Origin of the sequence: Kitasatospora sp. NPDC048540 (assembly GCF_040651175.1) — a bacterium.
Lineage (GTDB): Bacteria > Actinomycetota > Actinomycetes > Streptomycetales > Streptomycetaceae > Kitasatospora.
Window position 1 is genome coordinate 1 of record NZ_JBEZIR010000071.1, and the last position, 14,079, is coordinate 14,079.

Consider the following 14,079-nt stretch of genomic DNA (forward strand, 5'->3'; position numbering starts at 1 on the left):
CGCTGCCCCGGCTCCCCCGCCCGCCCCCCCCCCGCACCCCCGCGGCGTAGCTAACCCCGGAGGCGGGCGGCCGTCATCGACGTCCGCCCGCCTTCTGCCGTTCTGCGCGCCGGGTCAGTCCGCCGTGCGGGTCCGCCAGTACAGGAAGCCCACCAGGGCGGCGGCCAGCACCAGGCAGAGCGCCGACTCCACGCCCTGCAGCGGCCAGTAGTCCGCCGCGACGTGGACGTCGCTGAACTCGCGGGCGTTGCCCGCCTTGGCCAGGCAGTCGGCGTAGTCGGCGGAGCTGTCGCACAGGTCGTACGGCAGCCGCTTGCCGCCCGAGGTCATGAACCCCTGGCCGAATCCCCAGACATCGTTGGGCAGTTCGGAGCGGGGGACCATCCGGACCTGACTCGGCACCAGGTACGGCCGGACCTCGGAGATCAGGTACTGGAGCACCAGCACCACGCCGAAGGTGGCCCCCATCGCCGGGACCACCCGGCGCACCAGCGCCCCGACCGTGGCCCCGACCGCGAGGGCGAGCAGCACGGTGGCCATCAGCACGGGCCCGCCGGAGCCGAAGAAGGTCCCGGACCAGCCCACCCCGGAGACGAAGTTCGCCGAGGGCGCCCACATCCACCGGTAGAGGCCCATCAGCGCGGCGGAGCCGAGCAGCGCCGGCACCGCGACCGAGGCGAGCTTGGCGCGCAGCCACTGGGTGCGGGTCACGCTCTGGCCGAGCACCAGCCGCCAGGTACCGCTCTCGTACTCCCTGGAGAACAGCGGGCCGGCGGCGAACAGGCCGAGCCCGGCCGGCAGGGCCGTCAGCAGCAGCCCCATGGCCTGCAGGAACGGGGTGTACTTGGTCCGGAAGCCGTTGACGGCCTGCTGGATCCCGTCGCCCTGGCAGGCCGGGTCCAAGGTGATCATCGCGCAGCCCGCGATGTGGTGGCTGTCGATGTAGTCCACCATGGCCGCGCGCAGGAACGGGACGACCACCGCCGCGGCCACCACCGCGATCAGCCAGAGCAGGACCGAGAGGCGCTGCTGACGCCACATCAGCCACCAGATGCCGCGCGGCGCGAGGCGCGAGGGGCGGGCGGCGGCACGGGTCGGTGCGAGGGTGCTGCTCATGCCGCCACCGTCCGATCGGCGGGCCGGGCCTCGGCGGTGAGCAGCGCGGGCACCGCGCCGGAACGCAGGTGGGCGAGCAGGACTTCCTCCAGGGTGGGGTGGTTGACCTCCCAGCCGGCCGGCGCACGGCCGTCCGTCCGGACCAGGGCGGTGATCTGGCGGCCGGTGCGGTTGAGCTCGACCACCCGGTCGGGGGCGGGGGCCTCGGCGCCGTCGTCGCCGACCAGCAACTGGTGGGCGGCGAGGATCTCCTCGATGTCACCGGCCAGCAGGACGCCGCCCTCGGAGAGCAGCACCAGGTAGTCGCAGGAGTCCTCCAGCTCGGCGATCACGTGCGAGGACATCAGCACGGTGATGCCGCGCTCGGCGGCCTCCGACATCAGCAGGCCCATCAGCTGGTGCCTGGCGAGCGGGTCCAGGTCGGACATCGGCTCGTCGAGGATCAGCAGGTCGGGCATGGCGCCGAGGGCGAGCGCCATCGAGACCCGGGTGCGCTGGCCGCCGGAGAGGGTGCCGATCCGGGCGGTCAGCGGCACCTTGCCCTGGGCCACCACGGACTCGGCCTTGGCCTGGTCCCAGCTGCGGTTCAGCTCCCGGCCCAGGCGCAGCGTCTCCGCCACGGTGAAGCCGGGGTACAGCGGCTTGTCCTGGGCGACGAAGCCGATCCGGCCGCGGACGGCGAGGTCGCCGAGCGGGTGGCCGAACACCCGGACGCTGCCCTCGGTGGGGGCGAGCAGCTGGGCGACCAGCGACATCAGCGTGGTCTTGCCGGCACCGTTCGGTCCGACCAGGGCGCAGATCCGCCCGGCCGGGATCCGGAAGGAGCAGTTCTTCAGCGCCCAGCCGCGGTGGTAGCGGCGGCCGAGGCCGCTGACCTCCACCGCCGTCGGCCCGCCCTCCGCGGACCCGTCGGGGTACAGAGCGTTCATTGGTTCCCCTCCTGTGCTTGGGCCCCGCCCTGCGGGCGGGCCTGGTACTCCTCGTCGACCACTGACGCGACCAGCGCCTCGACGTCGTCCCGTCCCAGCCCGGCGGACCGGGCGCGGGAGGCCCAGTCGGCCAGCTCGGCGCGCAGCGGCGAGTCGGCGGCCGCCTCCTGGTGGGCCAGCGACCGCAGGACGAAGGTGCCGAGGCCGGGCCTGGGTGCGACCAGGCCGCGCCGTTCCAGCTCCCGGTACGCCTTGAGCACCGTGTTGGGGTTGACCGCGGTGGCGGCCACCACCTCCTTGGCGGTCGGCAGGCGGTCGCCGGGCCGGAGCAGGCCGAGCCGCAGGGCGTGCTCGGTCTGCTGGACGATCTGGAGGTAGGTGGCCACGCCGCTGCGACGGTCGATCCGATAGTCGAGCACTTCCACCACCATTCCACTAAGTAGTTAGTGGAATGGTGGTGGAAGAGGGGCCCCGCCGTCAAACCGACACGGCGGGGCCCGGGAGGACACCGATCAGGGGAGGCGGGAACGCGAAGAGGGGCCGGGCCACCGGGCCCGACCCCTCTTCGCGAAGGTGACGTGTGTTCAGATCTCGCCGCGGAGCTTGGCCAGCGCCTCGGCGAGGATCGCCTCGCCGTCGGCGTCGGTACGACGCTCGCGGACGTAGGCGAGGTGGGTCTTGTACGGCTCGTTGCGGGCCGGAGCCGGCGGGTTGTCCTCGTCCTGGCCGGCCGGGAAGCCGCAGCGCGGGCAGTCCCAGGTGTCCGGGATGGCCGCCTCCGCGGCGAAGCTGGGCCGCGTCTCGTGCCGGTTGGCGCACCAGAAGGAGATCCGGTTGCGCGGGGCGGACTCGCCGCGCTCCGCCTCGCCCATCGGGCCGGCGCCGACTCTGCTGCCTCGGATGGCGTTGCCACTTGCCACGGTCTGACTCCCTGCGTGCTGATGCGATGCGACCTCGACCGATGCCCTGGATCCGGCCCGGACTGCGGCCGGGACCCACTGCCGCCCGGCCGCGGCCTGCGGACGGTGGCGAAGTCGTCCTAGTGTAAGCGGGAGTTAAGGATCTGCCACCACCGCCTCCACCGCCGGGCCCTACCAGGATAGGCGGCGCGGCGACAGCTCGTCAGATCCGCGGGGAAGCCGGTTCAGTTCTTGTACTTGAGCACCAGGCCGAGCACCACGATGCACACGAACCAGGCCGCGCCCACCAGGATGGTGATCCGGTCCAGGTTGCGCTCGGCCACGGCGGATCCGCCGCCGGTCGACATCGCGCCACCGCCGAACATGTCGGACAGGCCGCCGCCCTTCCCCTTGTGCAGCAGCACCAGGAGGATCATCAGCAGACTCAGGATGATCAGGGCAATCGAGAACCCGAGAACCACGACGGGACCAACTCTCTCGTATCTTCGGCGAAGGGGCCGGGCCGCGTGGAAGCGGTCCGGCCCCAAAGCCTACGTTGCTGCGGCGGCGTTAGCCTACTGCCTGGTCACGGTACCGCACGATCTTGACGAACTCGTCGGCGTCCAGCGAGGCACCGCCGATCAGGGCGCCGTCCACGTCGGGCTTGGCCATCAGGCCGGCCGCGCTGGAGGACTTCACCGAACCGCCGTACAGCACCCGGACCTTGTCGGCCAGCTCGGCGGAGTACAGCTCGGCGAGCCTGGCCCGGATCGCCGCGCAGACCTCCTGCGCGTCCTCCGGGGTCGCCACCTCGCCGGTGCCGATCGCCCACACCGGCTCGTACGCGACCACGACGGACTCGGCGTCCGAGGCCGGGACCCCGTCCAGCGCACCGTCCAGCTGGGCCAGGGTGTACTCGACGTGGGTGCCCGCCTTGCGGATCTCCAGCGGCTCGCCCACGCACAGGATCGGCGTGATGCCGTTGCGGTAGGCGGCCTTCACCTTGGCGTTGACGATCTCCTCGTTCTCGCCGTGGTACTGGCGGCGCTCCGAGTGGCCGATCGCCGCGAAGGTGCACTTCAGCTTCGACAGCATCGGGCCGGAGATCTCACCGGTGTAGGCACCGGAGTCGTGCGCGGAGATGTCCTGCGAACCGTACTTGACCTTCAGCTTGTCGCCGTCGACCAGGGTCTGCACCGAGCGCAGGTCGGTGAACGGGACCAGGACCGCGACCTCGACGGCCTCGTAGTCCTTGTCGGCCAGCGCGAACGCCAGCTTCTGGGTGTGCTGGATGGCCTCGAGGTGGTTGAGGTTCATCTTCCAGTTGCCCGCCATCAGCGGGAGACGCGTGCTCATGCGATCAGCCTTCCAGGGCGGCGAGACCGGGGAGGGTCTTGCCCTCCAGGTACTCGAGGCTTGCGCCACCGCCGGTCGAGATGTGCCCGAACTCCGTCTCGTCGAAGCCCAGGATGCGGACGGCAGCGGCGGAGTCGCCACCGCCGACGACGGTGAACGCCTCGCTGTCCAGCAGCGCCTGCGCGACCGCCTTGGTGCCCTCGGCGAAGGCCGGGTGCTCGAAGACGCCGACCGGGCCGTTCCAGAACACGGTCTTCGCGTCGGCCAGCTTGGCGGCGAACAGCTCCCGGGTCCGCGGGCCGATGTCCAGGCCCTCCTTGTCCGCGGGGATCCTGTCCGCGTCGACCACCTCGAAGTCCTCGACCGGGGCGAAGGTCTTCAGGTCGGGGAAGCTCGCGGAGACCGAGACGTCGACCGGCAGCACGAACTCGACGCCGTTGGCCTTCGCCCGCTCCAGGTACTCCAGGACGGTCGGGATCTGGTCCTTCTGCAGCAGCGAGATGCCGACCTCGTGGCCGAGGGCCGCGAGGAAGGTGTACGCCATGCCGCCGCCGATCAGGATCCGGTCGGCCTTGCCCAGCAGGTTGTCGATCACGCCGACCTTGTCGGAGACCTTGGATCCGCCGAGCACCACCACGTACGGGCGCTCCACCTCCTCGGTGAGGCGCTTGAGCACGCCCACCTCGGTGGCGATCAGGTCGCCCACGGCGTGCGGCAGGCGGGCCGGCAGGTCGTAGACCGAGGCGTGCTTGCGGTGCACCGCGCCGAAGCCGTCACCGACGTACAGGTCGGCCAGCGCCGCCAGCTGGTCGGCGAAGGCGCCGCGCTCGGCGTCGTCCTTGCTGGTCTCCCCCGCGTTGAAGCGCAGGTTCTCGAGCAGCGTGACCTCGCCGTCGGCCAGGGCGGCGACGGTGGCCTTCGCGCTCTCGCCCACGGTGTCGGTCGCGAAGGACACGGGGGTACCGAGGATCTCGCCGAGGCGGACAGCCACCGGCGCGAGGGAGAACTGCGGCTCGGGCTCGCCCTTGGGACGGCCCAGGTGGGAGGCGACCACGACCTTCGCGCCGGCCTGCAGCAGCTTGGCGATGGTCGGGGCGACGGCGCGGATCCGGCCGTCGTCGGTGATCGTGCCGTTGGACAGCGGCACGTTCAGGTCGGCGCGGACGAACACCCGCCGGCCGGCGACCTCAAGGTCTTCGATGGTCTTCACGGTCTTCGGTCTCCCGGGGAGAAGGTGGTGCATGAGGCAGCGGCACGGCGACGGGCCGCCGGAGCAGCGGTGAGGGAGCTCGGCGAAACGGGCCGCCCGGGCGCGAACAGTACCTGGGCGGCGGTGCAGAGGCAGGGCCCGGGGGCGAGTTCGCCGACCGGGCCCTGCCTCTCACATCACGCGGCTGCCGCGGGTCAGAGCTGGCCGCCGACGAGGGTGGTCAGGTTGACGAGGCGGTTGGAGTAGCCCCACTCGTTGTCGTACCAGCCGAAGACCTTGACCTGGTTGCCCTGGACCATGGTCATCAGGGAGTCGAAGATCGTGGAGAACGGCGAGTTCACGATGTCGGAGGAGACGATCGGGTCCTCGGTGTACTGCAGGATGCCCTTGAGGGAGCCCTCGGACGCCTTCTGGAAGGCCGCGTTGACCTCCTCGACGGTGACCTCGCGCTCCAGCGTGACGACCAGGTCGGTGATCGAGCCGGTCGGGACCGGGACGCGCAGCGAGGTGCCGTCCAGCTTGCCCTTCAGCTCCGGCAGGACCAGCGCGGTGGCCTTGGCGGCACCGGTGGAGGTCGGGATGATGTTCAGCGACGCGGCACGGGCGCGACGCAGGTCCTTGTGCGGGAAGTCCAGCGTGACCTGGTCGTTGGTGAAGGCGTGCACGGTGGTCATCAGACCCTTGACGATGCCGAAGTTCTCGTTCAGCACCTTCGCCAGCGGCGCCACGCAGTTGGTGGTGCAGGAGGCGTTGGAGATGACGGTGTGCTTCGCGGCGTCGTACTTCTCGTCGTTGACGCCCATCACGATGGTGACGTCCTCGTCGGTGGCGGGCGCCGAGATGATGACCTTCTTCGCACCGGCGGTCACGTGCTTCTTGGCCTGGTCGGCCTTGGTGAAGATGCCGGTGGACTCGATGACGACGTCGACCCCCAGCTCGCCCCAGGGGAGGTTGGCCGGGTCGCGCTCGGCGATGACCTTGAAGGTCTTGCCGTCCACGGTGATGCTGTCCGCGGTGTGCGAGACCTCGGACTGCAGGGTGCCCAGGATGGAGTCGTACTTCAGCAGGTGCGCCAGGGTCTTGGTGTCGGTCAGGTCGTTGACACCGACGATCTCGATGTCCGCGCCCTGAGCCTTGACCGCACGGAAGAAGTTGCGGCCGATGCGGCCGAATCCGTTGATGCCTACCCGGATCGTCACGAACCGATCTCCTCTAAGGTACGCCGGACACTGCCGGCGAAGTGGAAATGGGAAGTCCCCGACCAGGAACGACCCTACCCTCCCGGCGCTGCCCTGGGCACATCGCCTCTCCGGCGTGAGACGGCACCAAGGGGCGCCCGGGCAGCACGGAGGGCACCGGGGTCCCTCCGGTGCCCTCGCGGCGCGTGTGCTATGAAGATCGGTTCAGCTGAGGGCCATCTCCTCGGTCAGATTGGCCTCGGTGTTGGGCAGTCCCAGCTCGGCCGCGCGCTTGTCCGCCATCGCCAGCAGCCGGCGGATCCGGCCGGCCACCGCGTCCTTGGTGAGCGGCGGCTCGGCGAGCGCGCCCAGCTCCTCCAGCGAGGCCTGCTTGTGCTGCATCCGCAGCTGCCCCGCGGCGGCCAGGTGCTCGGGCACCTCCTCGCCGAGGATCTCCAGCGCACGCTGCACCCGGGCGCCGGCCGCGACGGCCGCGCGGGCCGAGCGGCGCAGGTTGGCGTCGTCGAAGTTGGCCAGCCGGTTGGCGGTGGCCCGGACCTCGCGCCGCATCCGGCGCTCCTCCCAGGCCAGCACCGACTCGTGCGCGCCGAGCCTGGTGAGCAGGGCGCCGATCGCGTCGCCGTCCCGGATCACCACCCGGTCCACCCCGCGGACCTCGCGCGCCTTGGCCGGGATGCCGAGCCGGCGGGCCGCGCCGACCAGGGCCAGCGCCGCCTCCGAGCCGGGGCAGGTGATCTCCAGGGAGGAGGACCTGCCGGGCTCGGTGAGCGAGCCGTGCGCCAGGAACGCCCCGCGCCAGGCGGCCTCCGCGTCGCAGGTCGCACCCGAGACCACCGCCGGGGGCAGCCCGCGGATGGGCCTTCCCCTGCCGTCCACCAGCCCGGTCTGCCGGGCCAGCAGTTCGCCGTCCTTGACCACCCGCACCACGTACCGGCTGCCGCGGCGCAGCCCACCGGGGGCCATCACCACCAGATCCGAGGAGTGCCCGAAGATCTCCAGCAGGTCCTTGCGCAGCCGCCGCGCCGCAATGCCGGTGTCCAGCTCCGCCTCGATCACGATGCGGCCGCTCACAATGTGCAAGCCGCCCGCGAACCGCAGGATCGCCGAGACCTCCGCCTTGCGGCAGCAGGCCCGGGTGACGGGGAGCCGGCTGATTTCATCCTTGACCGCTGCCGTCATCGCCATGGGCCGATCCTTCCATGTGTCCGGAAAATCCGGTCGTACGCAGCCGCCAAGAGCTCCGGGTCGTGTCGCGGCGACCCGTCCGCCCGGGCCACCCGGTCGAGCACCAGTGCGGCGCCCATCCGTTCGGCGGCCTTCTCCAGCCCGGCCAGGTCGGCCAGGCCGAACGCCCCTCCGGTGACCGCGCGCTCGTCCACCAGGATGGCGTCGACGGCGAGGTCGGGGGCGTGGTCGGCTATCACGTCGAGGTGGCGCTGCGGTGTGAAGCCCTCGGTCTCGCCCGGCTGGGGGGCGAGGTTGAGGGTGAGCAGCCGGCGGGCCCGGGTGCCGATCAGCGCCTTGGCGAGCTCGGGCACCAGCAGGTGCGGCAGCACGCTGGTGAACCAGGATCCGGGGCCGAGCACCACCCAGTCCGCCTCCAGCACCGCCGAGACGGCCTCCGGCACAGCCGGCGGCTCGTCCGGGAGCAGCCGCACCGAGAGCACCGTGCCGGGGGTGACGGCGACGCTGGCCTGGCCGCGGACGGCCGAGACCTCGGCCGGGCGGGCCGGGTCGTGGCCGCGCACCTGGGCCTCGATGTCCAGCGGGACCGCCGACATCGGCAGCACCCGGCCCTGGACGTTCAACAGCCGGCCGACCCAGTTCAGTGCCTCGACCGGGTCGCCGAGCTTCTCCCACAGCGCGACGATCAGCAGGTTGCCGACCGCGTGGCCGCCGAGGCCGCCGTTGCCGGTGAACCGCTGCTGGATCACCTCGGACCAGGTACGGCCCCAGTCGTCGTCGCCGCACAGCGCGGCCAGGGCCTTGCGCAGGTCGCCCGGGGGCAGCACGCCCAGCTCGCTGCGGAGCCGGCCGCTGGAGCCGCCGTCGTCGGCGACGGTGACCACGGCGGTCAGCTCGTTGGTCAGCCGGCGCAGCGCGGACAGCGAGGCCGACAGGCCCTGGCCGCCGCCGAGGGCGGTGATCCTGGGCGCGCCCGGGCGGGGCTTCTGCCCGGCCTGGGCGGGCCCGGTCGCCTGGGCCCGCTCGGAAGGCCTGTGCTGGAGCTGCCGCGCTGGCGAGTATCCCGTCACACCGACCCCATGTTCCTGTCTCATGCTCCTGTGAGCGACGGACGGGGCGCTGCTGTCACTCCCGGCCGGTCACTCCCTGCCCATGTCGCGGTGGACGAGCACCGTCTCCACACCGTCCGCGATCAGACGCTTGGTCAGCCGCTCCGACATGGCGACACTGCGGTGCTTGCCACCGGTGCAGCCTACGGCAAGAGTCATGTAGCGCTTCCCCTCGCGGCGATAGCCCTCCGTGATGACCCGCAGCAGATCGGTGTAGCCGTCCAGGAACTCCTGCGCACCGGGCTGCTTGAACACGTACTCGGCGACGTCCGGGTCGGTGCCGGTGCGGGCCCGCAGCTCGGGGACCCAGTGCGGGTTGGGCAGGAACCGGCAGTCCACCACCAGGTCGGCGTCGACCGGCAGGCCGTACTTGAAGCCGAAGGACATCACGGTGGCCCGCAGCTCGGGCTCGTCGTGGTCGGCGAACTGGGCGTCCAGCTTGGCGCGCAGCTGGTGCACGTTGAGGTTGGAGGTGTCGATCACCAGGTCGGCCTCGCCGCGCAGCTCGCGCAGCAGGTCGCGCTCGCGCTCGATGCCGTCCACGATCCGGCCGTCGGCCTGCAGCGGGTGCGGGCGGCGGACCGACTCGAAGCGGCGGACCAGCGCCTCGTCGGAGGACTCCAGGAACACCACCCGCAGCCGCACCCCGCGCTTCTCCAGCTCCTCCAAGGAGGTCAGCAGGTCGTCGAAGAAGGTCCGGCCCCGGACGTCGACCACCGCGCCGATCCTGGGCACTGCGCCCTGGGAGCGCGCGCCGAGGTCGACCATGGTCGGGATCAGGGCCGGCGGCAGGTTGTCCACCACGAACCAGCCCAGGTCCTCCAGGCACTTCGCGGCGGTGCTACGGCCGGCTCCGGACATGCCGGAGATGATCACCAGCTCCGGTCCGGTCTCGCCCGTACTCGACACAGTCACTTCGGATCCCCGCTCTCGATGGTTCTGCTGTGGAGAACGCGCCCGAGGCCGTCCGGCTTCCCGGGCTCACCCCGTCGGGGCAGGTCCCGGACACGGTGTTGACGGGCGACGTCGGCCGTCATGGCGTCTCCTGGGGTGCGCCGGCCGGTCCCCGGCCCGCGCGGTCAGACTCAACACTGTCGTCAATGATCTCGCCCGTGGCGGTGTTCACCGCGAATGTGGCGGGTGTACGGGAGGACAACGCTGCCGCAACAGTCTCCGCCGTGCGACGGCCGATGCCCGGGACCTCGCACAGTTCGTCCACGGTGGCCGCGCGCAGCCGCTTCAGCGAACCGAAGTGCTTGAGCAGGGCCTGGCGGCGAGTCTCGCCGAGCCCCGGGACGGAGTCCAGCTCCCCCGCCGTGAGCCGCTTGGAGCGCTTCGTGCGCTGGTAGCGGATGGCGAAGCGGTGCGCCTCGTCACGCACCCGCTGCAGCAGGTAGAGGCCCTCGCTGCTGCGCGGCAGCACCACCGGGTCCTCCTCGCCGGGCAGCCAGACCTCCTCCAGGCGCTTGGCCAGGCCGCACAGTGCGACGTCGTCGATGCCCAGCTCGTCCAGCGCCCGCCGCGCGGCGGCGACCTGCGGCCGGCCGCCGTCGACCACCAGCAGCTGCGGCGGGTAGGCGAACCGGCGCGGGCGGCCGTTCTCCCCGAGCGGGCCGGCGGCCGCGTCGGCATCGGCGGCATCGGTGTCGGTGCCGGCGGGGGTGTCCGTGTCGGCGGGGATGTCGGCGTCGGTCCCGAGCGGGCTCTCGTCCTCGTCCTGCTCGGGGACCGCCCACTCGCCGGTCTGCTCGCGCTCCTGGAGGTAGCGGCGGAACCGGCGGGTGATCACCTCGTGCATCGAGCGGACGTCGTCCTGCCCGGCGAAGCCCTTGATCTGGAAGCGCCGGTACTCGCTCTTGCGGGCCAGCCCGTCCTCGAAGACCACCATCGAGGCCACCACGTCCTCGCCCTGCAGGTGCGAGATGTCGAAGCACTCGATCCGCAGCGGGACGGAGTCCAGCTCCAGCGCGTCCGCGATCTCCTGCAGCGCCCGGCTACGGGTGGTGAGGTCGCCCGCGCGCTTGGTCTTGTGCAGCGCGAGCGCCTGCTGGGCGTTGCGGCCGACGGTGGCCATCAGGTCCTTCTTGTCACCGCGCTGCGGCACCCGCAGGTCCACCTGCCCGCCGCGCAGTCCGCACAGCCACTCGCGGACCGGCCCGGCCGGCTCCGGCAGCTCCGGCACCAGCACCTCTCGCGGCACCGGCTCGGTACCGGCGCCGTACAGCTGCTGGAGGGCGTGCTCGACCAGGGCCGCGGTGTCGACGTCCTCGACCTTGTCGGTGACCCAGCCGCGCTGGCCGCGGACCCGGCCGCCGCGGACGTGGAAGATCTGGACGGCCGCCTCCAGCTCGTCCTCGGCCAGCGCCAGCAGGTCGGCGTCGGTGCCGTCGGCGAGGACCACCGCGTTCTTCTCCATCGCGCGCCGCAGCGCCCCGATGTCGTCGCGCAGCCGGGCCGCCCGCTCGTACTCCATCTCCTCGGCCGCCTGCTGCATCTGCTGCTCCAGGCGGCGCAGGAAGCCACCGGTGCGCCCGGCCATGAACTCGCAGAACTCCTCGGCCAGCGCCAGGTGTTCGTCGGCCGAGACCTTGCCGACGCAGGGCGCCGCGCACTTGCCGATGTAGCCCAGCAGGCAGGGGCGGCCGACCTGCTGGGCGCGCTTGAAGACGCCGTTGGAGCAGGTGCGGACGGGGAAGACCCGCAGCAGCAGGTCGACCGTCTCGCGGATCGCCCAGGCGTGGCCGTACGGACCGAAGTAGCGCACGCCCTTCTTGTGCGCCCCGCGCATCACCTGGACCCGCGGGAACTCCTCGTTCAGCGTGACCGCGAGCTCCGGATAGCTCTTGTCGTCGCGGTACTTGACGTTGAAGCGCGGGTCGAACTCCTTGATCCAGGAGTACTCCAGCTGGAGCGCCTCGACCTCGGTGCCGACCACCGTCCACTCCACCGAGGCCGCGGTGGTGACCATGGTCGCGGTGCGCGGGTGGAGATTCGCGATGTCCTGGAAGTAGGAGGACAGCCGCGGCCGCAGGCTCTTCGCCTTGCCGACGTAGATGACCCGCCCGTGCGCGTCGCGGAACTTGTACACCCCCGGTGAGACCGGGATCGCGCCGGGTGCCGGACGGTAGGTGGACGGGTCAGCCATGGCAATCACCCTACCGATTGGCGAGGACACTCCGTGGCCTGATCCACTTCTCGCCGCCGGGGCCCGCCGGTCGACCGGTGCCCGCCCGGTCAGTGCCCGCCCGATCAGTGCGCCGCACTGCCGCGGTGCAACAGTTCCGCGCCCAGCGGGGTCAGGGTGTGCAGCACCGCGCCGCCGCGGCGGCGGGTGGTGATCAGGTTGGCGTTGCGCAGCACCGTGGTGTGCTGCGAGGCGGAGGCGGGCGAGACCGCGAGACGGCGGGCCAGCTCGGTGGTGGAGCAGCCCTGGGCGACGACGCCGAGCGCCGCCGCCCTGGTCCGGCCCAGCAGCGCGGCCAACGGCGGCTCCCCGCCCCGCCCCGGCTCCTCCCACAGCCCGGCCCCGACCAGCGGGTCACGGACGGTCGGCACCAGCAGGGTGGCCGGGACGGTCTCGTCGGCCGGGTCGAACAGCAGCTCCGGGCCGCCCGGCAGGAACACCATCGGGGTGATCACCAGCCCGCGGCCCGCCGGACGGTGGTCGAGCTCCCGCGGGAAGCGGACCTCCAGTACCGGGGCCCGCCACCGCACCATCCCCGGGCACAGGGTCTCCAGCAGCCGCTCGATCCCGTGGTCGACCAGCGTCCGGGCCCAGTCCGCCCGGACCCCGTCGAGGTGGGCGCGCATCCGGTCCCAGTACGGGCCGATCCGGTCCCGGTAGGCGGCGTGCAGGGAGTCGGCGAGCAGCCGGCGGGCGGCGAGGTCGCCGCCGGTCAGACCGGCCAGCCAGGCGCGGTCGGCGTGCGGCATCGTCACGTGCTCCAGTTCGCTGCGCACCAGCGCGTCCGGGGCGCCGAGCAGCGTCTGCAGTCCGACCTCGACGGAGGGATCGGTGCCGGCCAGCGCGGCGAGGTCGAGCCAGGGGCCCGGGCCGGTCAGCGTCCACAGCGGCCGGCTCGCCTCGTCCACCCGGGCGGCCAGCCGCCGGCGCCAGGGGCGGAAGGGCAGGTCGGGGTCCCACCGGTCGGCGCCGCCCGCGCCGGGTCCGTGGCCGCCTCCGTGCGCGCGGTCCGCGCGGTGGGGCTGGTAGAGGCTGTTGAAGGTCTCGGCGAGCGGACCGGCGGTGGCCGTGAACCGGGTGCGGATCAGATCGCCGGTGGTGAAGTGGATCCGTAACACTGCCGCCCTCCCCAGGCGCCCGCGGGCACCGCGCCCGGCGCCGCGGCCATTGTGACCGGGCGCCGGAACACCCGTCCAGCGAGGGCCTTTCGGCCACCGCTGAAAGGCCTGGGCAACATCCGCCGCAGCACCCAGACTTGGGCCTGTCGACGCCGGACGACACCGTCGGTCCCGGTGCCCGCCACGGGGGTGCGGGCACCGGGCACCGGGCGACTCCCCGAACGCTAGCCGCGGGTGACCTGGAGCTTGCCGTCCTGGACGGTGACCGGGTACGCGGGCAACGGGGTGGGCGCCGGACCGTCGGCGACCGCGCCGTCGGCGATCGCGAACTTGGAGCCGTGGCAGGGGCAGAGGATCTGACCGCCCTTCACCTGGTCGACCACGCAGCCCGCGTGGGTGCACTTGGCGCTGAACGCCTTGAACTGGCCGGCCTCCGGCTGGGTCACCACGATCCGCTGGTCGCGGTAGACCTTGCCACCGCCCACCGGGACGTCGGTGGCGGCGCCCAGGTCGACCGGAGCGCCGGCGGAGCCCGCCGAGCCCTGGGAGTCGCCGTCCGAGGAGGAGCAGCCGGAGACCGCGACGGTCGAACCGGCCGCCAGCACGGCGGCGGCGCAGCACAGCAGGGTGCGACGGGAGGGGGCGGCGTGGCTGTCGTTGGCCTCGGACATCGGGCGCTCCGGTCTCTGCGGGGTCGGGGTCGGCGGGCAGTCTATGCCCGGAAAATGAGTGGCCCGCCCCGGCTGGGATCAGCCGGGGCGGGCCACCGGGACG

General features: G+C 72.3%; 14 protein-coding genes. All 14 read right to left on the reverse strand.

Going from position 1 to position 14,079, the window contains the following annotated elements; genetic code table 11:
- Window positions 1-114 precede the first annotated feature (114 nt).
- The 14 genes from AB0D08_RS25045 to AB0D08_RS25110 all read right to left on the reverse strand — a co-directional run bounded on the left by AB0D08_RS25045 (window position 115) and on the right by AB0D08_RS25110 (window position 13,976).
- A complete protein-coding gene (locus AB0D08_RS25045; RefSeq protein WP_051812265.1) occupies window positions 115-1,116 on the reverse strand; it encodes an ABC transporter permease in 1,002 nt (333 codons plus the stop codon).
- Window positions 1,113-2,045 (reverse strand): ABC transporter ATP-binding protein, encoded by a 933-nt coding sequence (locus AB0D08_RS25050; RefSeq protein ID WP_033820153.1) that lies wholly within the window; start codon window positions 2,043-2,045, stop codon window positions 1,113-1,115. The genes AB0D08_RS25045 and AB0D08_RS25050 overlap by 4 nt, the downstream gene beginning before the upstream one ends.
- Entirely contained in the window at window positions 2,042-2,464 is a 423-nt protein-coding gene (locus AB0D08_RS25055; RefSeq protein WP_051812270.1) for a GntR family transcriptional regulator, read from the reverse strand. The genes AB0D08_RS25050 and AB0D08_RS25055 overlap by 4 nt, the downstream gene beginning before the upstream one ends.
- A 165-nt stretch (window positions 2,465-2,629) precedes the next feature.
- Window positions 2,630-2,965 (reverse strand): RNA polymerase-binding protein RbpA, encoded by a 336-nt coding sequence (locus AB0D08_RS25060; protein WP_082526474.1) that lies wholly within the window; start codon window positions 2,963-2,965, stop codon window positions 2,630-2,632.
- A gap of 224 nt (window positions 2,966-3,189) precedes the next feature.
- Window positions 3,190-3,426: a preprotein translocase subunit SecG gene (gene secG, locus AB0D08_RS25065; protein ID WP_033820151.1), complete on the reverse strand. Its 237-nt coding sequence runs from the start codon at window positions 3,424-3,426 to the stop codon at window positions 3,190-3,192.
- Between the two features lie 88 nt (window positions 3,427-3,514).
- Window positions 3,515-4,300, reverse strand: a complete 786-nt coding sequence (gene tpiA, locus AB0D08_RS25070) for a triose-phosphate isomerase (protein WP_033820150.1) — start codon at window positions 4,298-4,300, stop codon at window positions 3,515-3,517.
- Between the two features lie 4 nt (window positions 4,301-4,304).
- Window positions 4,305-5,510 carry a phosphoglycerate kinase gene (locus tag AB0D08_RS25075; protein WP_033820149.1) on the reverse strand — a complete coding sequence of 402 codons (1,206 nt, stop codon included), beginning with the start codon at window positions 5,508-5,510 and terminating at the stop codon, window positions 4,305-4,307.
- Between the two features lie 194 nt (window positions 5,511-5,704).
- Window positions 5,705-6,709, reverse strand: a complete 1,005-nt coding sequence (gap, locus tag AB0D08_RS25080; RefSeq protein ID WP_033820148.1) for a type I glyceraldehyde-3-phosphate dehydrogenase — start codon at window positions 6,707-6,709, stop codon at window positions 5,705-5,707.
- A 204-nt stretch (window positions 6,710-6,913) separates the two neighbouring features.
- Window positions 6,914-7,894 (reverse strand): DNA-binding protein WhiA, encoded by a 981-nt coding sequence (gene whiA / locus AB0D08_RS25085; RefSeq protein WP_033820147.1) that lies wholly within the window; start codon window positions 7,892-7,894, stop codon window positions 6,914-6,916.
- Complete coding sequence (yvcK, locus tag AB0D08_RS25090; protein WP_033820146.1) at window positions 7,885-8,964, reverse strand: uridine diphosphate-N-acetylglucosamine-binding protein YvcK; 1,080 nt, start codon at window positions 8,962-8,964, stop codon at window positions 7,885-7,887. The genes whiA and yvcK overlap by 10 nt, the downstream gene beginning before the upstream one ends.
- Window positions 8,965-9,033: 69 nt before the next feature.
- Window positions 9,034-9,918, reverse strand: a complete 885-nt coding sequence (gene rapZ, locus AB0D08_RS25095; RefSeq protein WP_033820145.1) for an RNase adapter RapZ — start codon at window positions 9,916-9,918, stop codon at window positions 9,034-9,036.
- Between the two features lie 118 nt (window positions 9,919-10,036).
- A complete protein-coding gene (uvrC, locus tag AB0D08_RS25100) occupies window positions 10,037-12,148 on the reverse strand; it encodes an excinuclease ABC subunit UvrC (protein ID WP_051812260.1) in 2,112 nt (703 codons plus the stop codon).
- 104 nt (window positions 12,149-12,252) lie between these two features.
- Window positions 12,253-13,305, reverse strand: a complete 1,053-nt coding sequence (locus tag AB0D08_RS25105; RefSeq protein WP_033820144.1) for a winged helix-turn-helix domain-containing protein — start codon at window positions 13,303-13,305, stop codon at window positions 12,253-12,255.
- A 224-nt stretch (window positions 13,306-13,529) separates the two neighbouring features.
- On the reverse strand, window positions 13,530-13,976 hold the full coding sequence (locus tag AB0D08_RS25110) for a Rieske (2Fe-2S) protein (RefSeq protein WP_033820143.1): 447 nt from the start codon (window positions 13,974-13,976) through the stop codon (window positions 13,530-13,532).
- Window positions 13,977-14,079: the final 103 nt, after the last annotated feature.